We start from the raw sequence: 25261 nt of genomic DNA on the forward strand, positions 1-25261 counted from the left end.
CACTGGTACTCGGCCGTCCCCTCCTCCAGCACCGCCAGCCGGTCGAAGAACACCTTCGACAGCTCCCGCGCGTCCCTCGGCGCCACCTGAGAAGGGTCGGCTATCTCCGGAACGTCCACCGTACGCCCGGCGGTCTGCACGGTCGTCGTCGCCATCACGCGCCCCTCCCAGTCGGTCAGTTCTGCCTGCGCCGGTCCCTTGTCCGGCAAGCCGCGTCTACCCCGGTCACCGGCCGGCACGCCTCGGATTTTTTCATTTCCCGCCCGTCTCTCCGTGGCTTCGCACGATTTCCTTCACCTTGGCCACCGCGAAACCCCAGCCCTGTTCGACGGTCGGCTTGGCCGGTACGGCGATCTCGTCGGGGTTGGTGAGGACGTCGAGCAGGACCGGGCCCGGGGTGCGGAAAGCGCGTCGTACGGCGCTGTCCACCTCGTCCGGGTCCGTCACGCGGATGCCGGTGACGCCCATGGCCTCGGCCACGGCGGCGAAGTCGGGATTGTCGAGCACCGTGCCGAACTCGGGCAGGCCGGCCTGCTCCTGTTCGAGTTTCACCATGCCCAGCCGGCGGTTGTCGAAGACGACGAGCTTGACGGGCAGCCGGTACGTCTTCAGGGTCATCAGGTCACCCAGGAGCATGCTCAGCCCGCCGTCACCGCAGAAGGCCACCACCTGGCGCTCGCGGTCGAGGACCTGCGCGCCCAGCGCCTGGGGCATGGCGTTGGCCATCGAGCCCAGGTTGTACGAGCCGATCAGCCGCCGCTCGCCGCGCATCTCGACGAACCGCGAGAGCCACACCGTGGCCATGCCCGTGTCCGAGGTGAAGACGGCGTCGTCGGCGGCGATCCGGTCCACGGCGGCCGCCAGCGCCTCGGGGCGGATGTCGTGCGTGCGGTTGTCCAGCGCGGAGCGGATGCGGCCCACGAGGCCCTTGTCGTGCGACGGGTCGGCGAGCCGGGCCTGACCGGCACGCCACTGGTCGAACCGTTCGCGTGCCTTCTCCAGGTGCGCGCGGTCCCGCGCGCCGTCCGTCCCCGCGGGCGGGGCGGCGAGGTGGTCCAGGAGATCGCGGACGGTGGCGCCGGTGTCCCCCACCAGCCCGACGTCGACCGGTACCCGGCGCCCGATGTGGGTGGCCTCGGTGTCGACCTGGATCACCTTCCGGCCCTCGGGATACCAGTCCCGGTAAGGGAAGTCGGTGCCGAGCAGCAGCAGCGTGTCCGCGTCCTGGAGGGCCGACGCGGCGGCGGGGTTGCCGATCAGCCCCGTCTGGCCGACCTGGAAGCGGTTGGTGTCGCCCTCGAAGCCGGCCTTGGCCTTCAGCGTCAGCACCATCGGTGCGGCCAGGCGGTCGGCGAGGGCGAGGACGTCCTCGCGGGCGGCGCGGGCCCCCTCCCCGACGAGCAGGGTGACGCGCTCGGAGCGGTCGAGGAGTGCGGCGGCGCGGCGGACCGCCGGTTCCTCCGGCCGGCTCACCGGAGCGTTCAGGGAGAACCGGGCCGGCCGGTCGGCGGTCAGTTCCCGCTCCCCCAGGTCGCCCGGCACGGTGAGCACGGCCACCCCCCTGCGGCCCAGCGCGTGACGGACCGCCGTCTCCAGCATCTGCGGCAGCTGGTCGGGCGAGGTGACGGTCGCGCGGAAGACGGCCACGTCGCTGAAGAGGGCGTCGTTGTCGACCTCCTGGAAGTAGTCGCTGCCCAGTTCGGCGAGCGGTACCTGACCGGCGATGGCCAGGACCGGGGCGTGGCTCTTGGCGGCGTCGTACAGCCCGTTGAGGAGGTGGACGGAACCGGGTCCGACCGTGCCCATGCACACGCCGAGGGTTCCGGTGAGCTGCGCCTGGGCGCTCGCGGCGAAGGCGGCCGCCTCCTCGTGCCGGCAGCCCACCCACTCCAGGTCCTCGGTGGTGCGGATGGCGTCCGTCAGGGGGTTGAGCGCGTCTCCGACGACGCCGAACACCTGGCGCACGCCGAGTTCGCCGAGCGCGTCCACGATGACACGGGCAACGGTACGGGCCACTTCAGTCCTCCAGGTCACGCGGTTCACGGGTTCCACACGGTTGGTGCCGTTCGCACCGTTCACACGGCGAAACGGCCGGGGTCGGCGGCCTTCCAGTCGGCCGCCCAGGAGGCCGGCGGCTCGGCGAGCAACTGCCCCGGCTCCAGCCACTCGTACAGCTCCTCGTAGGAGCGCTCGGTGAAGGGATCCACGCGCTGGCGGAGCATGTGCGGACGCAGATCCGCGGGATCGGTGACGCCCATGGACGCCATGAGCTGCAGCGCGCCGGCCACCGTCGCCTCCTGGAAGCGCTGCACGCGGGGCGCCTTGTCCCGGACGTCCAGGGCGCGTGCCCGCCGGGGGTCCTGTGTCGTGACCCCGGTGGGGCAGGTGTTGGTGTGGCACCGCTGGGCCTGGATGCAGCCGACGGCGAACATCATCGCCCGCGCCGCGTTGCCGTAGTCCGCCCCCTGCACCATGCGTTTGACCAGGTCGGTGCCGGTGGCGATCTTGCCGCTCGCCCCGATCCTGATCCGGTCGCGCAGGCCCGTGCCGACGAGGGCGTTGTGCACGGTGAGCAGGCCCTCGGTGAGCGGGGCGCCGACGTGGTCGGCGAACTCCAGCGGGGCCGCACCCGTCCCGCCCTCGCCGCCGTCCACCACGATGAAGTCGGGCGCCGTCCCCTCCTCCAGCATCGCCTTGCACACGGCGAGGAACTGCCGGCGCGAGCCGACGCACAGTTTGAAGCCGGTCGGCTTGCCGCCCGCCAGGTCCCGCATCCGCGCGATGAACCGCACCAGTTCACGCGGGGTGTCGAAGACCCGGTGGTACGGCGGCGAGATGACCGTCCGTCCCTCGGGCACGTCCCGCACCCGCGCGATCTCGGCATTGACCTTCGCGCCCGGCAGCACCCCGCCGATCCCCGGCTTGGCCCCCTGCGAGAGTTTCAGGGACACGCACTTGACGTGCTCGTGCGCGGCCTTGTCGGCGAACTCGGCGGGGTCGAAGTCGCCGTCCCGGGTGCGGCAGCCGAAGTACCCGGTGCCTATCTCCCAGATCAGGTCGCCACCCGGCCGGAGGTGGTACTCCGACAGGCCGCCCTCGCCGGTGTCCTGGGCGAACCCCCCTGCCTTCGCACCCGCGTTGAGCGCAAGGACCGCGTTGGCGGACAGCGAGCCGAAGCTCATCGCCGACACGTTCAGCAGCGCCATGTCGTACGGCCTGCTGCAGTCCGGTCCGCCCACCCGCACCCGAGGCGGGGTCTCGGGCACCGGGCAGGGGGCCATCGACGGTACGAGGAACTCGTAGCCGGGCTGGTACACGTCCCGTTCGGTGCCGTAGGGCTGCTCGGCGTCGGTGCCCTTGGCCCGCTCGTAGACGATGGTGCGCACGTCCCTGTCGAACGGACGGCCGTCGAAGTTGCGCTCGATGAAGTACTGCTGGAGCTCCGGACGGATGCGCTCCAGCAGGAAGCGGGCATGCCCCAGCACGGGATAGTTGCGCAGCACCGAGTGCCGGCGCTGCAGCAGGTCCCATGCCCCCAGCAGTCCCGTCGCGGTGAGCGGCACGGCGGCGAACCACCACCACGGGGAGACGCCGACCGCTGCCAGAAGCGCCGACGCGCCGGCGACGAGGAACAGGACGACGATTGCGATGCGTGTCACCCCACGCTCATTGCCGTGCGGCCGCCTGTCAGTCCTGCGTTTTCCCCAAGACCGGCCCAAGCCGGTCTCCGCTCCGGAGTCCGGCCGACGGCAGGCCTGCGGTGAGGACCACGCGGTCCGGACCGAGGCCGGCCCCGGACGCCCGTCGTCGGCTCAGGGGCAGGGCTTGCTCATGTAGAGCGCCTGCTCGCCCGCGGAGGGGGTGCCGTCGTAGAGGGCCGTGTCCAGTCCGCAGAAGGCGAAGCCCATCCGCCGGTACGCGTGGATCGCCGGCGCGTTGATGTTGGTGACCTCCAGCCAGAGGTGCCCGGCGCCCCGCTCGCGGGCGTACTCCGCCGCGAGCCCCATCAGCGCACGGCCCACCCCTCGGCCACGGTGCTCCGGGGCGACCTCGACGTCCTCGACGACTAGACGACGGTTCCATCCGGAGTACGAGACGGTGACGAACCCGGCCAGGTCACCGGCGGCCCCGTGGGCGACGAACGTGCGGGATTCCCCGTCCCCGCCCCCGTCCCCGCCGTCGTCCGACTCGCCCCCGGGGAACGCCTTGGTCAGGGGCGGGTCCACGGCGACCTCCCGCAGCGCGAACCCGTCGTCCCCGGCGGTCACCCGGAAGACGGTGCGGGTGGTGAAGGACCCGTCCAGGGCCTCGATGGCGTCGGCGTCCTCGGGGACGGCGGTGCGGTACCGGTACGTCGTGTAGTCAGCAGTGGTCACGGCACGACGCTAAGCCCCCCGCGGAAACGGCAGGACGGCTTCGGGCCGGCGCCGACAGCGATTTCCATCGGAGGTCACCGATTCCCGTAGTCCTCCACCAGGTTGCCGATGAGCGAGAGCAGCACGTCGACGCGGTGCCGGTCCTCGCGCTGGGCACGGAGAGCCTCGTGGACCTCCCGGAGTCGGGCCAGGGCCGCCGGCTCGTGGTCCTGCACCTCGTCCAGCAGCGGATCAGTGACCAGATCCAGGCAGGCACTCAGCAGCCTGCGGGTGGCCGGGGACGGCGGGGCGGGATCGGGAGCGGCGTAGGCCGTCGTCAGACGGCGCGCGGGATCGGTGAGGGTCCACCCGACGACCGCGCCGTGCTGGACGAGCAGCGCCACGTCGGGAGCAATGCCGATACGGGCCTCCAGCGGCTCGTCCAGTACGTCGAGATCGCGCAGACCTGTCAGCACGGCATCCCCGGGAACGCGGCACAGCACCGCGCACATCTCGTGCCGGAAGTCCCGGACCTCGTCCGCCCGCAGCCCGCCCGGGCGAACCGGGGGCAGGACGGGAAGGCGGCCGTACGTGCCGGCGTACTGCGACACGTACGGCATGGGGAACTCGACCCCGACAAGCGCCCGGCTGCCGGAGTCGAACCGCAAGACGTCGGGTGCGTCCCACAGCCAGTCCCGGCTGCCGAAGGTGGCCAGCAGGAACTGCTCACGCTCCTTCACGTCCGCATAGTCGACGACGGCCACCGAGGTGCCCGTGAAGCGGGGGGCGATGGACAGCGGTGCGTCCGTCACCGTGGCGCGCCAGCCGTCGTCGAAGGTGAGTCTCACGGTCGGATACCGCGTACCGGTGGCAGTTCAGCGGCCCTTTTCGGCCGGCTCCAGAATCGCCACGCACTCCACGTGATGCGTCATAGGAAAGATGTCATCCTGGACGAGTCACGAAAATTACCAGGTCAGAGGCGGTTTATCCGCCCCTTGTCCCGCGTGCGGAAGCTCGCAGCGTCAAACGAGCGTCACGGCCAACAAGCATTCTCACGCTTCGCGGCAGATGAGGCCGACGCGACAAGCCACATCCCGCCCCACCAGTCACCCCGCCCAGCACACAGGCCCCGACCACATCCCGCTACCCCCTCCGCAGCGCAATCGCACACCTCCAGGACCACCATATATCCAGGCAGTAAGGGAGGGGGGTGCCATCGCGGCAGCGCTGGTGTGCTGACAGAATGTACGGCGGAGGCGCGGGCGATTATTGGGCGCCCCCTCGCTCCCACTATCCTTTACTCGTGAGCATTCGCTTGTACGACACCTACGCCGGCCACGTCCGTGATTTCGTCCCAATCACACCGGGCTGTGTCTCGATCTACCTGTGCGGAGCGACCGTGCAGGCCCCGCCGCATATCGGGCACATCCGCTCCGGGCTGAACTTCGACATCATGCGTCGGTGGTTCGCCTACCGGGGCTACGACGTGACCTTCGTGCGGAACGTAACCGACATCGATGACAAGATCATCGCGAAGTCGCGGGAGACCGGGCTGCCCTGGTGGCAGATTGGCTACGCCAACGAGCGTGCGTTCAACGCCGGTTACTCCGCGCTGGGCTGCCTGCCGCCCACCGGCGAGCCAAGAGCTGCCGGGCACGTGACCGAGATGATCGAGATGATGCGAGACCTGATCGCGCGCGGCTTCGCCTACGAGTCTGAGGGCAACGTCTACTTCAGCGTCACCTCCTACCCGGACTACCTCGCGCTCTCGCACCAGCAGTTGGACAACCTGCTGCAGCCGGAGAGCGAGGGCGAGACCGGCAAGCGGGACCCGCGCGACTTCGCCATGTGGAAGGCGGCCAGGCCGGGGGAGCCGAGCTGGGAGACCCCGTGGGGCCGGGGCCGTCCCGGCTGGCACCTGGAGTGCTCGGCGATGACGCACAAGTACCTCGGCCGGGTCTTCGACATCCACGGCGGCGGGCGGGAGTTGATCTTCCCGCACCACGAGAACGAGATCGCCCAGTCCAAGGCGTTCGGAGACGACTTCGCCCAGTACTGGCTGCACAATGCCTGGGTCACCCTGCGCGGCGAGAAGATGAGTAAGTCGCTGGGCAACTCGGTGCTGGTGTCGGAGATGGTGCAGCGCTGGCGGCCGATCGTGCTCCGCTACTACCTGGGCACCCCGCACTACCGCTCGACGATCGAGTACAGCGAGGAGGCCCTGTACGAGGCCGAGACCGGGTACAACCGGATCGAGGGCTTCGTCCAGCGGGTCACCGAGCAGCACGGCACGGTCGAACCGGCGCCACACGTGCCCCCGGCGTTCGCCGAGGCGATGGACGATGACTTCGGCGTGCCGCAGGCGCTGGCCGTCGTCCACACCGCGGTCCGGCAGGGCAACGCCGCGCTCGCGGCGGACGACAAGGAGAGCGTGGTCGCGCGCCTCGCGGAGGTCCGTGCGATGCTCGGAGTGCTCGGCCTCGACCCGCTGGACCCCCAGTGGGCCGGACCACAGCAGGGAGAGGACCTGAATGGCATCGTCGACGCCCTGGTCCAGCTGGTGCTGGAGCAGCGCCAGGCCGCGCGGGAACGCAAGGACTACGTCACCGCGGACGCCATCCGGGATCGGCTGACGCAGGCAGGCATCACCATCGAGGACCGCGCCGACAGCTCCCGCTGGACCCTCAGCTGAGGTTGCTCGCCAGAACGTTCGAAAGCGAAGCGGGACCGTACCGACGGCTGGCAACAACCAGCGCAGGAACCGCCCCGCAACCCCGGCTCCGAGAAAGGCCCGTCGTTTGGAACCGGTGCCCCGGCCGGAAGGCGCTGGAGGGCAGGGGGCCGACGCCCCCGCCTCTGAGCGCAAGGGCCACAAGAAGAATCGGATGGCGAATGCAGCTGCCAGGCCCTACCACCGCCGGGAACAAGTCCCGGGGCAGCACACGGCGCGGCGGCAAGGCCGGCTCCGAACTGGTCTACGAGCACAACTCGGTGGTCGAGGCGCTGCAGGGCGGCGTGCCAGTCTCGGCGCTTCACGTGCAGCAGTTCAGAGTCTGCGGAGGCTGGCTTTGCCCAAATCCCAAACCGAAGCTGCGCGCCTTGACGAGGGACACAGAGTCACCCCCGCCCGCTTCCACCACCCCGCCGCGCTGGTCACCGCCAGTCGGCGGCCGAGGAATCGCGCTCGGCGAGCGCGCGGTAGTCCACCTTCCCGCTGCTGGTCAGAGGCAGGGACTGCTCGACATGCCACTCCCTCGGCGTGAACGCCACAGGCATTCGGGCTGTCGCGAACCTCTGAAGATCACGCCAGGGAGCCGGTGACCCGAGGGTGCAATGAGCGACCAGCTGCGCGTGTCCGGCTGCTTTCCGCACGGCGACGACCCCGCAGTCCTCCACGGCAGGGTGCTGTCTGAGCACCGCTTCCACATGATTGAGGTCCACGCTCACTCCTGCGATCTTCACGTGCCTGTCCGCGCGTCCCCTGCAGAAGACCGCCCCATTCCGGAACAACGCGACGTCGCCCGTCCGGTACAGCCTTCCAGGCTCACCAGGACGGCTGAACGGACTACGGAAGAACGGGTCACCCGCGGGCGCGCCTCGGTATCCGGTGGACACGGCGACGCCTCCGACGAACAGCTCCCCGAGCTCGCCCTCCCTGGCCGCCCTCCATGAGCCCTCCTCGCAGACGAGTAGGTGGAGATCCACATTGGGTATCGGCCGACCGGCCGGAATCTCCCCCGCCGTGATGTCGGCGGGGACGACCCGGTGAAAGGCGACGTCGTCCGAGCATTCGGTCATCCCGTACGCGTTGATGAGCGAGACGTGAGGAAGGGTCTCGAGGGCTTGTGCGGCCAGCGCGGTCTCAAGGGGGCCGCCCGTGGAGATCAGACATCTGAGCGCATCCAGCCGGCCGGTACTCGCCCGTCCGCTTCGCAGCTCCTGAAGGCCTCCTCTTATGGCCGTCGGAATCAGCTCCAGGATGGTCACGCCCTGGGACTGGGCGCGCGAGATCAGTCGGCGCGGGATCTTCACATCCAGCTCATCGACGATCGCGACCGATGCGCCGACAAGCAAGGCTGAAAGCATCTGCCACACCGAGATCACATGGCTCGGCGGGGCGGTGAAACCGACGACGTCGAGGGGGGTCAGCTTGAGCTCGTCAATGATCGCCAGCAGATGGTTCACCAGGCCCTGATGCTGAACCATCACGCCCTTGGGCACCCCGCTGCTGCCAGACGTGTGTATGACGTATCTCGTTTCGTGGAGATGCCCCTCGCGGACAATGCTGTCCGCCGCTCCCGGCTTCAGCGCTCCATGGTTCGCATCCCCCACGATCGGTACGTCGAGTTGGCGCAGCAGAAGTGTCCAGCGTTCCGTCGACGCGTCGTCCATCCCGTGCAGGACGGCGGCAGCCGGTGCGGCATTGCGGATGACGTCGGCGGCGAAGAGATTCGGCCAGCTCGGATCGATCGGCACGTAGACCGCACCGATGTTCTCTGTGGCCAGCAGGAGGGCGATCGTGAGCACGCCGCGCGGGCCCACGACTACGACGCTGTCCCCAGGCGCACAGCCGGCGGCCCGCAGGGCCTGAGAACAGCGGCTCACCGATCGTACGAGTTCGTCGTAGCTGGTCATACGGTCGCCGTGTCGCACCGCCACGGCGTTCGGCTGCCGGTCCCGCTGCTCGGCGATGATGCGGCACAAGCCGACCGAGTCAGTGTCGCGCCTTGTTCCGCGAAGGACACAGGGCGCTTCGGCGGGACCTTCCTGTTCCATGCCCGGAAGCTCCGAAAGCTCAACTCCGCTTGGCACCTGGCTCATCGGGTCACCAACGAAGGCGTGATCATGCTCCCGTTGTGCGTGACCAACGGCTCCCGAAAGCGGATGCACTCAAAGAGAACCCCCTTCGGGATCCTGGATGCCGGCCAGGCGTCGGCGTCCAGGACCCCCCAGCGCGCCAGGGTGCTGATGAAGAACGGATCGATCATCCGGCGGCCGCTCTCGAAGGGGACGCTGATCCAGGCGTGCGGCAGTGAAAAGGGTCTCGCCACGAACATCCCCGCCACGGGTCTGGCGTCGATACCCAAGGCCCGCGCCGAGTTGACCAGATGCGCCGTGGCAAGCACGCAGTCGGCAAGTCCGGTGGTGCGTGAGAACTCCCCGTCCGATCCGAATCCGCGCGGTACGTGATAGAACTCCAATTCCCTTGCGACCTCGATCAACGGCAGCAAGCTTGCCTCGGTCACGAATTCGGGCGGCCCGCTGGGAAGTTCGACCTCCACGCTGATCCGGTCGCTTGTGAGGCCGGCCGCCGGCCGGTCGGTCCGGTACCGCATCAGCGACGGCGCGAAGCGCACCTCGCACGCGTGATCGCTGTCCAGATCGGGGCACCTCGCCGCCACCATGACTGTGCGGACGACACGTTGGCCGATGGTGTCGCTCAGACACTCCCCAAGAAATCTGAGCATCCTCAGCTGCGGAGAGGGAAGGCGGAGCTGGAGGGACAGGTTCACCAGGTCCCGATCATCGAACCTGGGCCCCGAACCCGAGACCCGATGCGGCAGGCCAAGAGCCAACAGGTCGAGCAGGACGTGTTCCGGGATCCGATGAGCGGTCCATGCGTCATCCGTGCTCCGGGTGAAAGCGCGGTATCGATCCGGGATCGTGAGCGCGCACTCGACAACGTGTTTGTGACTGGCTTCAGTCATGGGTTCGCTCCGCTCACGTTCGTAGCTGCCCGCCACTTCGATCTCCCAGCGCCAGTTCGACGAACGCCCAAAGGTGACCGGGGGTGGTGAAGGTCTCCAATGTCATGTGCTCCCCGGGGAGCGTGACCTCGAACGCCTCCTCGAGCTGCAGCATCGTGGATACGATCTGGAGTGAGTCCATGCCCAGCTCGACCAGGTCGACATCCGGGCTCAACGGCTTTCCGGCCTCAGCCATCGGGCAGTTCGCCGTCACGATCTCTTCGAACCTGCGGTAGTTCTCGCCCGACATACCGCCTCCCGCGGCGTTCATCCCGCACCCAACAGGGCGCTGACGGACGCGGCGAATTCCTCAAGGCTTCCGGCTCCCACCAGCTCTCCCATATCGACCGGTTGACCGACCCAGTTCTCGATCTGCAGACAGAGTTCCAACGCCATCAGGGAGTCGCCACCGAGGTCGAAGAAGCTGTCCGCGGGAGTCACCGTCCGCTGGAACACCTCCTCGGCCATGGACACGACGCGATCAACGATCTGTTGGCTCATCCGATTCAGTCCTCACGTGTTCAACCAACGTTTGACGCCCGGTCAGGGCCTCCTGCTCCGCTGTGACGAGGTGAAGTCAGCAGTCCTTGCTCCAGGAGCGAGCGGCACCGTTCGCGGCGGATCTTGCCGCTCGTTGTCACCGGCAGCGTCCCGGCCGGAAGCACGGCCACCTCACGGAGCGAGAGCCCGAAGTCTCTGCTGACGGTTCTGGTGATGCTTCGGGCGATCTCAGCGGCCGCTTCCTGGCGGAGAGCCGTGTGCTCTCTGGCGACCTCCGCGAGGACCACCGTCGATGGAGACTCATGCGGCGCACCTGGCAGCGCGATGACGGCCGCTCGCCCAGGCCGCAGCCGATCGTCCGCCGCCACCACCGCATCCTCGATCTCAGCGGGATAGAAGTTCTCTCCCCGGACCTGGAACCTGTCCCGGCTGCGGCCCAGCAGGACCAGCTCACCCCGCCAGCGAAAGCCCAAGTCACCTGTGCCGAGACCCGGGTGCTCCGCGGCGCGAGTCTGGGCAGCCCGGTCCGCGGCGACCTGGGGGCCGGCGATGTGGACCTCCCCGATCTGCCCGTCGCCGTCGAGAACGGAACCGGATTCGTCGCGGATGGTGACTTCCGTATCTCTGAGCGGGGGGCCGCAGGAGACCAGGGCAGTCGCCTGAGCGCCGTCGTGCGCTGGAGCCGCTCGGCCGCTGCGCAGCGAGGTGACCGAGAATTCGATGACCTTCGGCGGATCCTCCGGCCGACACGCGGTGACCGTCAACGTGGCCTCAGCGAGGCCGTACGAAGGCTTGAATGCGCCGAACCGAAACCCGGCCGACGTGAACCTGTCGGTGAACGCGTGCAGGGTGGCGGGCCGGACCGGTTCCCCCGCGTTCCTGGCCACCCGCAGCGCACTGAGATCGTACGAGCTGACGTCTGTGACCTTACGAGCGCAGAGGGCGTATCCGAAGTCGGGCGCGGAGGTGTGAGTCGCACGCCAATCCGTGAGGGCCGCCGGCCATATGTGGGGTTCCCTGACGAAGTGGAACGCGTCCAGGAGCACGGAGGTGTAGTCCGACCACAGCGGACGAAGGACGCTGGTGACCAGTCCCATGTCGTGGTACAGCGGTACCCAGTTCACTGAGACGCTGTCGTGTGTCTCGCCGAATGCCTCGGCAGCCTGCCGCAGCTGGGCGAGCACGTTCTCCTGGGAGATGACGATCGGCTTGGGCACGGAAACGGAGCCGGAGGTGTACTGCTCGTAGCAGGAGGGATGTATCCGAAAGGCCGCCGGGTCGATCTCCTGGCGGGTCGCTGCCTGCCCGATCGTAAGGATCGTGACATCGCACTGGTCCAACGCCTCTCGAAGAGCACCTGACCGATCGTCATCGGCGATGACGAACGCTGGTCGTGACGCCTTCACGATGTTCACCAGCCGGGTTTTGTGCCCTGGGCGCGCGTCCACGCGCGTGGGCCCGGGCACCGGAACCGCACCGATCAGGGCTACGGCGAAGAACGCGGTGATGAACTCCAGGGGATCCGCGAGGGTGAGGACAATCGCATGTGCCTCCCTGTCTTGCGGACGATCGCCCGTCTCCTGCGCCAGCCATGTCGCCATCGCACCGGCCCGTTCGTACAGCTGGCTGTACGCGAGCCGCCGAGTCCCGGTCGCGGTCACCGAGACATAGGCGCCTTCGGCTGACTGTCGTGCCTTGAGCAGTTCTGCGAGATTCGCAGGGGCAGCACCTAACAAAGTCCCCAACTCCCCGTCCGGTCAGCGGCATACGGCTGGGATCAGGCCTCCCGCCTTCCCGCCCGAGGCAGGTAGGAGCGCGAGACCGGGTCCAATGGTCAGAAGGTTCGACAACGAGGCTCAAGCCAGCTATCTCCGATGTCGGTACGCAGAACGACCGCAGCCCCACGCGCAGAAGGGCGGCGCACCACCGGAGAGGTGACCGTTCAGGTGAACGCCGCCTGCCACTTCCCCGTCAACCGGGGGGTGCGGTTGCGACCTGGAGGCACCAGCACCGCGGGTCGTGGACAGCGGCCGGCTGCATCAGCAGCAGTCGCAACGGAGGTGGTGCGGACGAAGATCCTCCGCCCACGACTCGGTCCTCGGACTTTACTGGAACTGCCGACGCAGCGTCAATAAAGATTTGGCATAAGGCACTATTCGGTCAGCGTTATCCCCAAACGCGTGACCGGGTCACCGTCTGCAGCTGCCGTGCAATCCGGATAAATCGTGATCACCTTGCCGCGCTCGATAGAGAAGTCCCGGGTCATGGCCTCGATTAACCTCACTGGAGCCAACCGGAACACCAGGGTCCGATTGGCAACGGAAACTTAATGTAGAGCGTTGCAAAGATCCTCTCAGGTGCCTTGACGTGCCCCCGCCGTAAGCGGCAACGTGCTTTCTGATCAAGTCACTTCGGGATGCGCCTCGCTCTGGCGGACGAACCAGAGTCATTCGGCGTACAGGAACAGATGGGAGAGTTAGATTCCGTCCCACTACGTACGCTTCCTCGGCACCACGCAGGACGCCTTGCGATGAAAGACAGAGAGGCCGGCGAGCGTTGGCGAGTCCGGAAATGACAACTACGGTGACAGACAACCATTTCCCACAGGAAATCAAAGCCGAGATATCGCGCATCTGCTCCAGTCTCCCCAACGGCGCCTCGTGCATCGCGACCGGTTCCATCGTGGAGGGATTCGGGAACAAGAACTCCGACATCGATCTCTACGCCGTCCTCGATGAGGAGGTCCGGGGACAAGGCACCGCGATCGGAATCCGCAAGTCCCGCTACGTGGACTGCGAGTTCATGACGCTGGGCGCGCTCACCCGCCTCAGCTCCCATGTCGCCGAGTTCTCCTGGGGTGCCGCCGGCGATCGGAAGCTCGCCGACTACGACCGCTACTACCGCCTCTCCATCGGCCTGCCGGTCCTGGTCAGCGAGCCGGCGGCTGAGGTACTGGCGCTCTTTCGCGTCGAAACGGCCAGGGAGCAGTTCGCCCGATGGGCCCGCTTTCGAGCGTTCGAGCACCTGGCCCGTGCCGCCACCGCCCTCGCCTGCCACCAGGACGAACAGGCAAAGTTCCTCCTCCGCACCGGTAGTGCCTGGATCTCCACAAGCACCCTGGCCGACGAGGGCGAAGGCTATCCGTCCCTGAAATGGCTCGGCGAGAAGGCGGCGCGCCGGCACGGACGAGGTTCCAAGGCGTTCCACGAACTGGTGGACGACTGGATACGCCCGAGCGGCTCGTCGGCCGATCGGCTCGCACGGCTGCGTGATCGCGTCGAACTACCCCCGGAAGCGCTGCGGGCGGTCACTGAGAAGTCCGGAGTCCTGGGCGACGGTGTCGCCTACCGAGGCGGCTCCGATGTCAACTTCCTGATCGACCCCAGGCGCAGGATCGTCCGAACCGATCACCTGACATCTCTGCTTTGCGAGCGGCTGGGTGCAGGGATCAGCTGGGGCGAAGCCACGGACGACATCGCCGCGGCCCTGTCCGTACCCGGCAGTGAGGTTGCCGCTGCGCTCTGGTCGCAGACGTCGAAACTGCGCTCCACCGGCTTCATTCAGCAGACATGCTGAGGATTGGAGTTTCGTGAACTCTGAACCGAGGGACCTCGTCGCTTGGCTCCGTGAGCTGCAGCAAGAGACAGACGTACAGCGCGAGATCATGTCCCTTCAATTCGATATCGAAGGAGCCATCGATTCCGCCCAGATCGAATTGGCGTGGTGCTCGCTGCAGGACATGATCGTCTCCAGCCTGGAGCTCTATCTGCGACGCGCCGGTATTCAGCCGATCGCGACGGGCGACCAGCCTGAGCGGTCAGGGCTGCTCCTGCAGCACCTGCGGCGCATCAGCCGGGCGAACGCGGCAACGGCACAGGAATTGCTCGAAAAGCCTGCGCCCACCGAAGTGCCGGACCTCCTGACTCAGATCGAAATGGTCCGCCTTTTTCTTCACGGGGAGCTCGGAATCGAGCTCGCGGCATCGCGGGAGAGCGCCACTCGCTCATGGGCGGACAGCGTCCTTTCGCTGCGTCGAACTGCCGGAGAAATCGGACTCGCACAAGGCGACGGATGGTACCTGTCCAGCGCCGATTCGGCTGACCATATCGGCTGGTACGACGAGGTCATGGAAGCCCTGAGTACAGCGGACAACTGAACAGAACTCAGGAGGACCCTTGATAATCTGCGGAGTAAAGATCACCCACGACGGCGGCGTGGCGCTCATCGACCATGGTCGCCTCGTGTTCAGCATCGAGATGGAGAAGATCGGGAACAACCCAAGGCACCAGCGCGTCGACGATCTCGACGTGGTGAGTTCGCTGCTCGGCCAGTACGGATACACGCTGGGCCAGGTCGACCGGTTCGTGCTGGACGGTTGGCGGAAGACCCCCCGGACAAGGATGTGGGGAGGTCAGGAGGTCGCTATCAACCTGGGCCCCTATCGGCGCGGAATTCTGGACGACGACCTGCTGCGACCCTACCACTTCCGCCTGATGGATCTGGAGTACACCAGTTACGCCCACTACGCGGGCCATATGGCGTCGGCCTACTGCTCCAGTCCGTTCGCCGCCTCCCGGGAGGCCTCCTACGTGCTGTGCTGGGACGGGGCGATGTTCCCGTTCCTGTACTACTACGACCCGGTCACTGGAAAGGCCGAGAATCTGGGCCCGCTGTTTCACCTGCTGGGCGACACATACCATTCCCTCTCGCGGCTTTTCCCGCCGTTCGAGCAGGGCTTCGAGTCGACGCAGACAGCCTCGGGAACGCTGCCGGGCAAGATCATGGCCTATATCGCGCACGGGTCCCCGGTGGAGAAGGTCGTGGACACGCTCGAGGAGCTGTATCAGGCGGCCGAGTACACGGTCCTGGGTCCTGGTCCGCTGGCCGACGACCAACTGGGCGAGGGCGCGGGGCGGCGCATTCTGGAGCTGATGTGCGAGGGCCTCCCACGCGAACTCGTCGCTCCGGACGACATGTTGGCCTCCATCCACGCGTTCCTGGGCCAGAAGCTCGTCGCACGGCTCGTAGACCGAATCCGGCAGGACGGAAGCCGCTCGGCGAACCTGTGCCTCGTCGGGGGATGCGCGCTCAACATCAAATGGAACCGTGACATCCGGGCCTCGGGAGTCGTTCAGGAGGTCTGGATCCCGCCGTTCCCCAACGATGCGGGCAGTGCCCTCGGCGCCGCCTGCTGTGAGCTGCTGCGCAGCGGCGAGGGGAAAGCACTCGACTGGTCCGTGTTCGCCGGCCCCGCTCTGGTGGATTCCGGGATCCCGGTCGGCTGGGAGGCGCAGCCGTGCTCCCCTGCCGAGCTGGCCGAGTACCTTCACCGGCTCGGCGATCCGGTCCTGGTGCTCCATGGCCGGGCCGAACTCGGTCCCCGGGCCCTGGGTCACCGCAGCATCCTCGCCCCCGCCGTGGCAGCGGACATGAAGGGGCGCCTCAACCAGCTCAAGGGTCGTGAGGGGTACCGGCCGGTGGCGCCGATCTGCCTGGAGGCGAGCGCCGAGCAGGTCTTCGAGCCGGGGACGCCGGACCCGTACATGCTGTTCGACCACGATGTGCGCCCGCAGTGGCGCGACCGGGTGCCTGCGGTGTGTCACCTGGACGGCACCGCCCGGCTGCAGACCGTCAACAGCACCGATGACCCGGTGGTCTTCGAGATCCTCACCGAGTACCACCGGATCAGCTCGATCCCTCTGCTCTGCAACACCAGCGCGAACCTCAGCGGACGAGGCTTCTTCCCCGACCTGCGCAGCGCCATGGAGTGGGGGCGCATCCCGACCGTCTGGTCCGAGGGGGTGATGTACCGCAGGGCGACCGGCAGTCAGACGGCTTCGCGTAGCAACAATCCGATCTGAAGACAGGTAGCAGTCCCCATGCAGCAAGTCAGCTTTACCAACCGCAAGCCCACCGACGACCCACGGGCCGATCAGTTCCGGCAGGCACGGGACCTGGTCCTGGGCTCGCTGGGCGCCTACCGGATCGACGAGCCGCGTACGGCTTCCACCGCCTATGTCTGGCCGACGGCGATCTGCCCGGTGGGCTGCGGCCACTGCAACTTCGCCGCGCCGCCGAACGTCCGGGATCTGGCCCGGCCGCGCATCACCCGTTTCCGGGACGAGCTGTTGACGATGCTGCGGGACTCGCAGGTGTGGAAGGCGGTCCTGTCAGGGGGCGGCGAACCCATGATGGAGCCCGAGTTCTGCAAGCGCTTCATCGCGGAGGTCTCTTCCTCCGCGCTGGAGGAGATCGAGCTCATCACCAGTGCCCACTTCGCCGGTGACCTTGAGGCCGCCCGTGACACGGTGGCTGAGCTCGCGGCCGCGTGGCGGGGCCGCACCCCGGCTCCCCAACCCGTCTCTTTCACCGTGCGGATCAGTGTCGACTGGTTCCACGCCGCGCGCATAGGCCTTGAGCCGGCCGCGAACCTGATCACGGTCCTCAGCGGCGACGAATACCAGGACATCGGCTTCTACGTCCGTTCGGTGCTGCTCGACGGCGATCGGACCATGAGCGACCTGGCAGCGCTCCTGGGCGGCGAGCTCAGTGAGATCGAGGACTACCAGCAGACCATCCGCCTGCCGGACGGCAGGGACATCCTCATCTACTACAAGAACCTCATCCTGGACGGCCGCATCACCAAGCGGAAGCTTGACCGGCTTCCGGTGGGGATGCCGGACGAATCGCGGTCCGAGGAGTTCGGGAAGCGCTTCGCCACCGCTGCCGGGCGGCACATCCCGGCACGCACCTACAACGGTCCGGTGGTGCGCCAACTGGACGGCCTGGCCATGATCTTCGAGGACGACGGGGCCGTGAAGATCCTCGAAGGAAACGCTCCCGACCGGATCCGCCGCCTGGGCGATCTGCCCTCGTGGGCCGCGGTCATGGACCACTACTACGCGGACCCGATCACGGTCTTCCTCGTTCAGGAGGGACCCGACGCCCTCGCCCAGCTCGTCAGCGAACGCTATCCGGACGCCGTGTCCGTGGGCTCTGAGCACAACGAGCTGTACCACCTGGCCAGTCGGATCCTGGAAACCCCGGAGCGGGCGCTGTACGCGACCTTGCGCGTGCTCGACCAGCATCTCGCCTCCGGTCTGGTGAACGCGGACCCCGACGTGCTCGCGAAGGCCTGGGAACTTCTCCAAGAGGCGGCACAGACCTGATGACGACCCCATACACGACGACGCACCCCCTGGACGGCCCGTCAGCCGTGTCCCGCCGAGTGGCGTATGTGCTGACCGGCGTACCGGGCGCGGGCAAGACAAGCGCCGTCAACAGCCTCCTCGCCCGCCACCCCCGACTCGCGCACTTCGGCGTCAAGAGCCAGGCATTGGCCCTGATCGCCGAGGGGCACCCCGAGGTGGTGGCGATGAGGCGCCCGTTCGAGACCGGGGAGCTCGCGGAGGATGCCGAGGTCCGGCGGCTGCTGGAGATTTCACTGCTGCGGCTGTCAGCCGGGCAGCGGCAGATCATCATCGAGGGATACCCGCGCAGCCCCCAGCAGTTCCACGACCTCGACGCCGTGTTGAAGGCGAGTTCCATCACGCTCGGCGGACTGATCGAGGTCGAGATCTCCGACGAGCTGTCCCGTTCTCGGACCGCGACTCGTACCGCCTGCGAGGCATGCGGCCGCCCCTCCCCTCCCGTCCGCCAAGGTGAGCTGTGCGGCGCGTGCGGGGCCACGATGCGCCGCCGTGCCGACGATGACGATCTGCGCGCCGCTATCCGGCTGCGCGACCACCGACTGTGCCAGGAGTCCATCCGCGAGCTGTTCGAGCGCGACTCGGAACTCTTCCGACTCGACGGCACTCATGCGCCCGAGGCCATCGCGGACCAGATCGCCTCAGTCCTCGGCCTTCCGCCTGGTCCCGACACCGGTGTTGGCCCGGCGGGGCCAGAAAGCGAGGCGTGCTGATGGCGACGCGTCAGATGGAGGCCCTCTCATCGTTTGCCGGCCTGGAGTCACTGGCCTGGGACGATCTGGACCAGGTGCGGGAGCGGTCCGACACACTGTTCGATGCGCTCGTGCAGGACGACTGCCAACCCCTCCGGAAGCTGCTGGCCGCCCTGGCGGACACCCCAGGACTGCCCGAACTGGCCGGGCGGGTCTACTCCATGCGCAAACTGGTCGTCTGGCGGTCACCGGCCGACGCGATCAGGCTGCGGTTACACCTGTTCACCCCGGGCTACCAGGACCGCCCGCATGACCACCGCTTCGCCTTCGCGACCCGGATCCTCAGCGGAGCCTACGTCCACCGCGGCTACCGGCGGACCGCTCTGGACCCCGACGCCTCGCCGGCCGAGCGCGCTGCCGAGAGCATCCGGGTCGAGCAGGAGGGAAGCGGCTACGTCATGGGGCCGGACGCGGTGCACTCACTCACCGCTTACCGACCGACACTCACGTTGATGCTCCGTGGGCCGATCGTCAAAAGGAGCGCGACCATCGTCGACCAGGCCACCGGCGAGCGCTTCCAGCTGCGCGGCGCGGCCGACGCGTCGTCTGCGCAGCCCGGCGACGGTCGGCTGGAGCCTGTCGAGCTGCTGACGACGGTGGCCGAGATGTCTGCGGCTCTGCCGGGCAGCGGCCGCCCGGGATCCCGAGGCGCGGCCTCGTGAGCCCTCATGACCTCCCCCCTCCTGATGTGATCGTGGCTACCTGCTCGTCCTTCGAGTCGGCCTTTCCCGAAGCGGCTGAGCTGATCGTCGAACGCCTGCGCGGCTCGGTCGGCAATGTCCGGCTTCAGCGGAGCATCGACGGGGTCTTCCCCGACGGCGAGCTCTGTGTGGACCTCGCTGACGATCCGACCGGTTGTCATGTTCTGCTGCTGCAGTGCGCCACGAACTTCGGCGCCGATCCCAGCAGGGAGATGATGGCGCTCCTGGCGGCGGCCCGCTCCTACCGGGACCACGGCGCGGCCTACGTGGCCGTCTTCCTGCCGCACCTGGCCTACTCCCGGCAGGATCGGCACGTCCCCGAGCAACGAAGGCCGCTGATGGCAGCTCTGGTGTCGGACCTGGCGGGTGCGGCAGGCATCGAGGATGTGATCACCCTGAGGTCCGGGAACGCGGCGCTGCTGGACGCCTCGTTCGCCGGGGCGCGGCTGACTTTCCTCCCGGTGGACGGCCTGGTGGACGATCTGCTGCGACCGCTCGTGGGCGACGGCGCCGTCCTGGTGGCGCCGGACGCAGGCATCGAACCCGCGGTCAGGGATCTGGCCAGGGCACACGGGGTGCCCGTGGTCGCGGCGGTCAAGAAACGCCTGGGCCCGGAGCACGTCTCCCTCGCGCTCTCCGACTCCGCGGCGCTGAACACGGCTCGCACGGCGATCATCGTCGACGACCTCATCACCAGCGCCGGCACGCTGATGGCGACCGCGCAGGCAGTGCACGAGCGGTGCGAAAACGTGGCGGTGCACGCGGTCTCGACACATCTGCGTCCCACCATGTTCGGCAGCCAGCGGCTGCAGAAGCTGCTGTCCGGAGGTGATCTGCGAAGCTTGCGCGCCTCCGACGCCGCCGGGTCCAAACCGGAACTCGACAACCTGGCCGTGCTGCCCGCCGTGCCCTATGTCCTGGCCGACCTGGTGGACGCGTTTCTGCGGTTGGGCCGCCGGAACGCGCCGTCACTCCCCGCCGTAGCGGCCAGGGCCACGACTGCGACGGCCAGCCTGCCCGTCCCCCTCCCCACGCCCGTCCCCGTGCCACGACCGACCCTGTCCGCTTCGGTCATCTGCATGAACCTGGCAGATCTGCGCGCCCAGGTGCCGCAACTGGAGGACGCGGGCGTGCGACGCCTGCACGTCGACATCGCTGATCCGGGCTTCGGCGGGGAGTTCGGGCTTCCGATACAGATCATCAGTGATCTGCGATCGGTGTCGGCCCTGCCGCTGGACGTGCACATCATGTACGCGAGGCCGGAGCGCCTGCTCGGGCATCCGATGTTCCGCCTGGTCGATCAGATCTCGGTCCACCAGCGGACCGTCGACCGGGGCAGGCTGGCTGAGTTCCAGCGGGCGCTCCCGGACGGCGTGTCCCTGGGACTGGTGATCAACGCAGACGAGCCGATCGACCAGGAATTGGTCGAACTGCTCGGCGTGAAAACCGTCACCGTGATGTCAGTCGTTCCCGGCGGCGCGGGTCGGCCCTTCCAAGAGGCCGCGCTGGAGAGGATCGCCCACGCGAGGCGACTGCGCGACCGCGGGATCCTGTCCGCGGTCGAGGCAGACGGTGCCGTGGACCAGGACACGGCCCCTCGGCTGGTGTCCGCCGGGGCGGACCGCCTGGTGATCGGCAGTCGGATGCTGCCCGGTCGCGAAGTCTCGCTGCCACGCATCCGAGCACTCCACGACTCATTCGACAAGCGCCGACCAGGCGCCGACACACGACGCGAGGAGCCCTGACCCGTGACCACTTACCCCGTCACCATCGGCGCCTTGACCCGCCGACTGCCGATCGTGGCGGTCGCCCCTGACGTCAGCATCGCCTTCCTGAAGCTCTACGGCGACCCGCCGCTGGTATCGGCGGCGGTCGGCCTCCTGGCCCAGCAGGTGTCCGACGAGGTCGACATCATCCTGGGCCCCGAGGCGGGCGGGATACTCCTTGCGCACTTGCTGGCCGAGAGGCTGGCGCTGCCGTACGTGGTGGCGCGCAAGAAGGCCCGCCCGAACATGGTGAACCCGCTGTCCGTCCCCGTACGGACCATCGGAACCAGCCAGGCCCAGGCGCTGTTCCTGGGCGAGGACGACTGCGGCAGCCTCCACGGAAAAAACGTGGCCGTCATCGACGAGGTGGTCAGCAGCGGGGGCACGTTGGACGCGGTGCGATCCCTGGTACACGCCGCCGGCGGAAGGGTCGTCCAGGCCCTTGCCGTCGCTACGGAGGGCGAACCCCGCCCGGACGTGACGAGTCTGCTGCACCTGCCGCTGTTCACGACGGCGACCACCACCCCATGAGGGCGGCGCACCCGGTCGCCCAGCCCGTGGTCGTCCTCTGACTGACCCCACACCCACCCCGAGGACCGCATGTCGCGTCTGCACACTTCAGGGGCGGTCTCGCTGCTTCGGCTCCTGAAGAACCTGCCCCCTTCCCTCTTCGCCTTGTTGGTCAGCGCCTTCGTCACGCTGAACGCGCTTCCTGCCCTCTCGGCGATCGCCTCTCGGGACCTGATCACGCGCGCTCGCTCGGCCGGGACCCACCTCGGAGCGTGGCACGCGCTCGGGACCTCGGTGGCGGTGTTCGCCCTGGCGATGCTCGTCCAGCAGTTGGCGGTGCTCGCCATCGATCCGATCGCTCACGCGGCCAGCCGCCACATCGACGGGCGTCTCCGCTACCAGGTCGCAGAGTTGGCCTTGTCGCCTACACAGACCGTCCACCTGGACCGTGCGGACCTGATGGGAACCTTCGCCCTGGCATCCAGCGACATGCAGGGGTACACCCCGGGCCGGGCCGCCGTGTCCTATCTGGGCCAGCTTTGCCAACTCGCGGGTTGCTTGGCCTGCCTGGGGCTGCTCGCGCCCTCGCAGCCTTGGCTGGTGGTGGCCTGCCTGGTGGTACTTCTGACCCGCCGCTGGTCGCAGAAGCGCATCTACGTGGACCTGAACTGGTTGATCGTCCGCTCCGCGGCGCTGACCAAGCGGCACCGGTTCTGGGCGCAGTTCGCGAGCAGCGTGCAGAACGCCAAGGAGATCCGGGTCTTCGGCCTGGGTGACTGGGTCACCGACCGCCACCGGACCTCCTATCTGGCTCAGACCCAGCCGATCTGGGAGCAACGCCGCAGAAAGTTCTCCGAGAACTGGAGGTCCCTGCTGGCCGGGATCGTCGCCATGTTCCTGGGCCTGAATGCGATCGCCTCAGGTTCGGCATCCCACGATCCGGGGACGGTCGCCCAGGACGTCAGCGCCCTGCTGGCCGCGATGTGGCTGGGCAGCCTGGGGTACGGAAGCTTCGACGTCGAACACGGGATGCCGATGGCGCAGGCGGCTGACCGGCTGCGCCGTGAACGGAACCGCATCGGGGAGAGCTCCCCTGCCATTCCCCCACCGCGCGATCGGCCCAAGACGCCGCCCACCGTCCGGTTCCACGAGCTGTCCTTCAGCTACCCGGGCAGCGGGCAGCCCGTGCTCAACGGGCTCGACCTCGAAGTCCGGGCGGGCGAAGTGCTCGCCATCGTCGGAGTCAACGGCGCCGGTAAGACTACGACGACGAAGCTGCTCACCCGCGCGCTGGCACCGGGTGCGGGGCGAATCACGGTCGGCGGCCAAGACCTTGCCGACGTACCCGCCGCGCACTGGCGAAGCCAGATCGCTGTGGTCACCCAGGAATTCCTCCGACTGGACCTCTCGGTGCGCCAGAACATCGAGATCGGTGCACCTGAGCACGCGGGGGACGACGCCTTCTTCGAGCAGGTCGTCGACGACCTCGACTTGGACGACTTGGTCAGCAGCCTGCCGCAGTCCTGGGACACCCCGCTGTCACGCAAGCGCTCCGGAGGGAGCGAGCTGTCCGGTGGCCAGTGGCAGCGCATAGCCCTGGCCCGAGCCGTCTTCGCGCTTCGGGCCGGCCGAACCCTTCTCATCCTGGACGAGCCGACCGCGCACCTGGACGCCGAGGCCGAGGGCCGGATCTTCAACCGGTTGATCGCCGCTGCGCGGGGGGCCACCGTGATCCTTATCTCGCACCGGCTGGCGACCGTCAGACTGGCCGACCGGATAGCGGTGCTCCAGGACGGGCGGATCCAGGAACTGGGCACTCATGAGGAACTTCTCTGGGAGCGTCGAATCTACGCGGAGCTCTTTGAGTTGCAGTCTCAGCAGTTTGCCGCCGTGCCCCCGGTAGAGGAGGGCAGGCAGTGAGTACCCGAACCAGGCAGTGGGTTTTTTTGCTCCGCCTCAACTGGCGTACCAGTCCACTGCGTTGCTGGCTGATCGTGGCGACCCTGGTCCTCGACGTGTTCGGCCAGCCGGCCTTCGCACTGGCCCTGCGGAACTTCGCCGACGCGGTCGCCGCCGACCAGCACACCGCGGCCCTGCGTGACGCGGTCCTGGCAGCCGCCCTGTTCTCGCTGAGCTCCCAGATGCCCGGGGCACGTAACCTCCTGCGCCGCGACGTATGCGAACGCGCGGGCCTCATCCTGGACGGCGAAGTCCTGGATATGACATCCGGCATCCCCACCGTTCACCACCTGGAGGACCCGCGCAGCCTGGATCGAATCGACGCCGTGACGGGCAGGGGCGCCGAGCTCTCGAACGCCGTCTTCTCCGCGGCGGAGACCGTGGCCACTGTGCTGGGCCTCGGTACGACCCTGCTCGTGCTTGCCACCGTGTCCCCGATCCTGCTGCCAACCGTGCTGCTCTGCCTGCCGACCCTCTGGCTCAACCGCGTCGGACAGGCCCGCATCCGCAGCGCCCGCCTGCGCGCCGCCGAGGCCCAACGCACCGCTGACGACCTGCTCCAGGTCTTCTTCGATCCCACCGTGGCCACGGAACTTCGGGTGACCGGTGCCGGCCCGATGATCCTGAACGCCTACCAGCGGCGCTGGCACACCGCCTCCCGCACCGTCGGCAGCGGCATGTGGCGTGCCGGGGCGCTGCTGGCAGTCGGCTGGCTGGTCTTCCTGGCCGGGTTCACCGTGGCACTGGGGTTCACCGCTGTGCGCCTGCGCCACGGCAGCGCCTCGGTCGGGGATCTGATCATGCTGCTCACCGTCGCTCGCCAGCAACAGGGAATGTTGCAGAACGTCGTTGCTCAGGTCGCGCAGTTCATGGCGGGAATCCACATCGCCGACGCCTACTGGTGGCTGCGTGGCGTCGCCGCGGAATCCGCGCCCTCGGCGACCCTGCCCGTACCAGCTGCGCTCAGCCACGGAATCGAGCTCGACCGGGTCTCGTTCAGCTACCCCGGTACCAAGGTGCCGGTGCTGCGCGACATATCTGCCGAACTGCCCGCGGGCTCCCTGGTGGCACTTGTGGGTTCGCACGGCTCCGGCAAGACCTCGCTCATCAAACTCCTGACCGGGATGTACGCACCGACGAGCGGTCGGATCAGCGTCGAGCACGACTCCCTCCAGAAGCTCGACCCGGTTGCCTGGCGCACGCGCCTCACCTGCGGCTTCCAGGACTTCGTCCATTACCCCACGCTCGCCCACGAGGCCGTCGGCGTGGGTGACCTGCCCGCTGTCGACGACCTCCATGAGGTTCGCCGCGCGGTGGCTCAGGGCGGCGCGACCCGCGTTGTCGAGCGTCTGGACGATGGGCTGATGACGCAGCTCGACCCGGTCTTCGGTGGCGTTGAGCTCTCCGGCGGGCAGTGGCAGAAGCTCGCCCTCGCGCGGACCTGCATGCGTCGCTTTCCACTGCTGGTCGTGCTCGACGAACCCACTGCGGCGCTGGACGCGCGCAGCGAGTACGAGGTCTTCCAACGCCAGGTCGAGTTGGCCCGGGAACTTGCCCGACGCAGTGGGACGATCACCATCATCGTCTCCCACCGCTTTTCCACGGTGCGGATGGCCGACAAGATTCTCGTCCTGTCCCAGGGATCTGTCATCGAGGACGGCGACCACCAACGGCTGATGGCGCTGGGCGGCGAGTACGCCCGGCTGTATGCGATGCAGGAGGAGGCCTACGCCTGAGACACCACTGATTACGGGACAGAGCC

20 protein-coding genes and 1 pseudogene are annotated in these 25261 nt (G+C 68.0%); 11 read left to right on the forward strand and 10 right to left on the reverse strand.

Translation table 11 applies throughout. The features are described 5' to 3' along the window. From ABZ923_RS14125 to ABZ923_RS14145, 5 genes and pseudogenes are all read right to left on the reverse strand, one after another. Positions 1-155, reverse strand: a pseudogene (locus ABZ923_RS14125) (RNA polymerase sigma factor SigF); the annotation flags it as partial. A gap of 97 nt (positions 156-252) precedes the next feature. Then, positions 253-2016, reverse strand: a complete 1764-nt coding sequence (locus ABZ923_RS14130; protein ID WP_361470723.1) for a thiamine pyrophosphate-dependent enzyme — start codon at positions 2014-2016, stop codon at positions 253-255. A gap of 59 nt (positions 2017-2075) precedes the next feature. Then, positions 2076-3659, reverse strand: coding sequence for a glutamate synthase-related protein (locus ABZ923_RS14135; protein WP_361470724.1), 1584 nt, complete (start codon positions 3657-3659; stop codon positions 2076-2078). 153 nt (positions 3660-3812) lie between these two features. Further along, complete coding sequence (locus ABZ923_RS14140) at positions 3813-4376, reverse strand: GNAT family N-acetyltransferase (protein ID WP_361470726.1); 564 nt, start codon at positions 4374-4376, stop codon at positions 3813-3815. A gap of 74 nt (positions 4377-4450) precedes the next feature. Continuing rightward, positions 4451-5203 (reverse strand): hypothetical protein, encoded by a 753-nt coding sequence (locus ABZ923_RS14145; protein ID WP_361470728.1) that lies wholly within the window; start codon positions 5201-5203, stop codon positions 4451-4453. A gap of 455 nt (positions 5204-5658) precedes the next feature. On the opposite strand from ABZ923_RS14145, the gene cysS reads away from it, so the two are divergent. Next, positions 5659-7047, forward strand: a complete 1389-nt coding sequence (cysS, locus tag ABZ923_RS14150) for a cysteine--tRNA ligase (protein ID WP_361470730.1) — start codon at positions 5659-5661, stop codon at positions 7045-7047. A 461-nt stretch (positions 7048-7508) separates the two neighbouring features. Here cysS and ABZ923_RS14155 read toward each other — a convergent pair whose 3' ends face one another. Genes ABZ923_RS14155 through ABZ923_RS14175 form a run of 5 tightly spaced genes read right to left on the reverse strand, consistent with a single transcriptional unit; the run spans position 7509 to position 12264 of the window. Further along, the gene (locus ABZ923_RS14155) at positions 7509-9176 is read right to left on the reverse strand and encodes an AMP-binding protein (protein WP_361470732.1); all 1668 of its coding nucleotides are present in this window, start codon (positions 9174-9176) and stop codon (positions 7509-7511) included. After that, a complete protein-coding gene (locus ABZ923_RS14160) occupies positions 9173-10063 on the reverse strand; it encodes a hypothetical protein (protein ID WP_361470734.1) in 891 nt (296 codons plus the stop codon). The genes ABZ923_RS14155 and ABZ923_RS14160 overlap by 4 nt, the downstream gene beginning before the upstream one ends. A 13-nt stretch (positions 10064-10076) precedes the next feature. Further along, a complete protein-coding gene (locus tag ABZ923_RS14165) occupies positions 10077-10352 on the reverse strand; it encodes an acyl carrier protein (protein ID WP_361470736.1) in 276 nt (91 codons plus the stop codon). 17 nt (positions 10353-10369) lie between these two features. Further along, the gene (locus ABZ923_RS14170) at positions 10370-10603 is read right to left on the reverse strand and encodes an acyl carrier protein (RefSeq protein ID WP_361470738.1); all 234 of its coding nucleotides are present in this window, start codon (positions 10601-10603) and stop codon (positions 10370-10372) included. Between the two features lie 20 nt (positions 10604-10623). After that, positions 10624-12264 carry an AMP-binding protein gene (locus ABZ923_RS14175; protein ID WP_361470739.1) on the reverse strand — a complete coding sequence of 547 codons (1641 nt, stop codon included), beginning with the start codon at positions 12262-12264 and terminating at the stop codon, positions 10624-10626. A 922-nt stretch (positions 12265-13186) separates the two neighbouring features. Here ABZ923_RS14175 and ABZ923_RS14180 point away from each other — a divergent pair. The 10 genes from ABZ923_RS14180 (at position 13187) to ABZ923_RS14225 (ending at position 25235) form a co-directional block, all read left to right on the forward strand. Continuing rightward, positions 13187-14179: a nucleotidyltransferase domain-containing protein gene (locus ABZ923_RS14180; protein WP_361470741.1), complete on the forward strand. Its 993-nt coding sequence runs from the start codon at positions 13187-13189 to the stop codon at positions 14177-14179. Between the two features lie 13 nt (positions 14180-14192). Next, positions 14193-14759 (forward strand): hypothetical protein, encoded by a 567-nt coding sequence (locus tag ABZ923_RS14185; RefSeq protein ID WP_361470743.1) that lies wholly within the window; start codon positions 14193-14195, stop codon positions 14757-14759. A 19-nt stretch (positions 14760-14778) separates the two neighbouring features. After that, on the forward strand, positions 14779-16464 hold the full coding sequence (locus tag ABZ923_RS14190) for a carbamoyltransferase N-terminal domain-containing protein (protein WP_361470745.1): 1686 nt from the start codon (positions 14779-14781) through the stop codon (positions 16462-16464). A gap of 18 nt (positions 16465-16482) precedes the next feature. Next, positions 16483-17772 carry a radical SAM protein gene (locus ABZ923_RS14195; RefSeq protein ID WP_361470747.1) on the forward strand — a complete coding sequence of 430 codons (1290 nt, stop codon included), beginning with the start codon at positions 16483-16485 and terminating at the stop codon, positions 17770-17772. Between the two features lie 59 nt (positions 17773-17831). After that, entirely contained in the window at positions 17832-18524 is a 693-nt protein-coding gene (locus tag ABZ923_RS14200; protein WP_361470749.1) for a nucleoside monophosphate kinase, read from the forward strand. After that, positions 18518-19225 (forward strand): hypothetical protein, encoded by a 708-nt coding sequence (locus ABZ923_RS14205; RefSeq protein WP_361470751.1) that lies wholly within the window; start codon positions 18518-18520, stop codon positions 19223-19225. Before ABZ923_RS14200 ends, ABZ923_RS14205 begins: the two co-directional genes overlap by 7 nt. A 32-nt stretch (positions 19226-19257) precedes the next feature. Next, on the forward strand, positions 19258-21009 hold the full coding sequence (locus tag ABZ923_RS14210) for a ribose-phosphate pyrophosphokinase-like domain-containing protein (RefSeq protein WP_361470753.1): 1752 nt from the start codon (positions 19258-19260) through the stop codon (positions 21007-21009). 3 nt (positions 21010-21012) lie between these two features. Further along, complete coding sequence (locus ABZ923_RS14215; RefSeq protein WP_361470755.1) at positions 21013-21561, forward strand: phosphoribosyltransferase family protein; 549 nt, start codon at positions 21013-21015, stop codon at positions 21559-21561. 69 nt (positions 21562-21630) lie between these two features. Further along, positions 21631-23460 carry an ABC transporter ATP-binding protein gene (locus tag ABZ923_RS14220; protein WP_361470757.1) on the forward strand — a complete coding sequence of 610 codons (1830 nt, stop codon included), beginning with the start codon at positions 21631-21633 and terminating at the stop codon, positions 23458-23460. Continuing rightward, positions 23457-25235: an ABC transporter ATP-binding protein gene (locus tag ABZ923_RS14225; protein WP_361470759.1), complete on the forward strand. Its 1779-nt coding sequence runs from the start codon at positions 23457-23459 to the stop codon at positions 25233-25235. Before ABZ923_RS14220 ends, ABZ923_RS14225 begins: the two co-directional genes overlap by 4 nt. The last annotated feature ends 26 nt before the right edge of the window (positions 25236-25261 follow it).

The organism is Streptomyces sp. NPDC046881 (genome assembly GCF_040645015.1).
Classification (GTDB): Bacteria; Actinomycetota; Actinomycetes; order Streptomycetales; family Streptomycetaceae; genus Streptomyces.

Excerpts from the sequence above, each read along its gene's own strand:
- ABZ923_RS14155 (WP_361470732.1), bottom strand. The coding sequence starts at position 9,176 with ATGAGCCAGGTGCCAAGCGGAGTTGAGCTTTCGGAGCTTCCGGGCATG.
- ABZ923_RS14160 (WP_361470734.1), bottom strand. The coding sequence starts at position 10,063 with ATGACTGAAGCCAGTCACAAACACGTTGTCGAGTGCGCGCTCACGATC.
- ABZ923_RS14165 (WP_361470736.1), bottom strand. The coding sequence starts at position 10,352 with ATGTCGGGCGAGAACTACCGCAGGTTCGAAGAGATCGTGACGGCGAAC.
- ABZ923_RS14170 (WP_361470738.1), bottom strand. The coding sequence starts at position 10,603 with ATGAGCCAACAGATCGTTGATCGCGTCGTGTCCATGGCCGAGGAGGTG.
- ABZ923_RS14195 (WP_361470747.1), top strand. The coding sequence starts at position 16,483 with ATGCAGCAAGTCAGCTTTACCAACCGCAAGCCCACCGACGACCCACGG.
- ABZ923_RS14220 (WP_361470757.1), top strand. The coding sequence starts at position 21,631 with ATGTCGCGTCTGCACACTTCAGGGGCGGTCTCGCTGCTTCGGCTCCTG.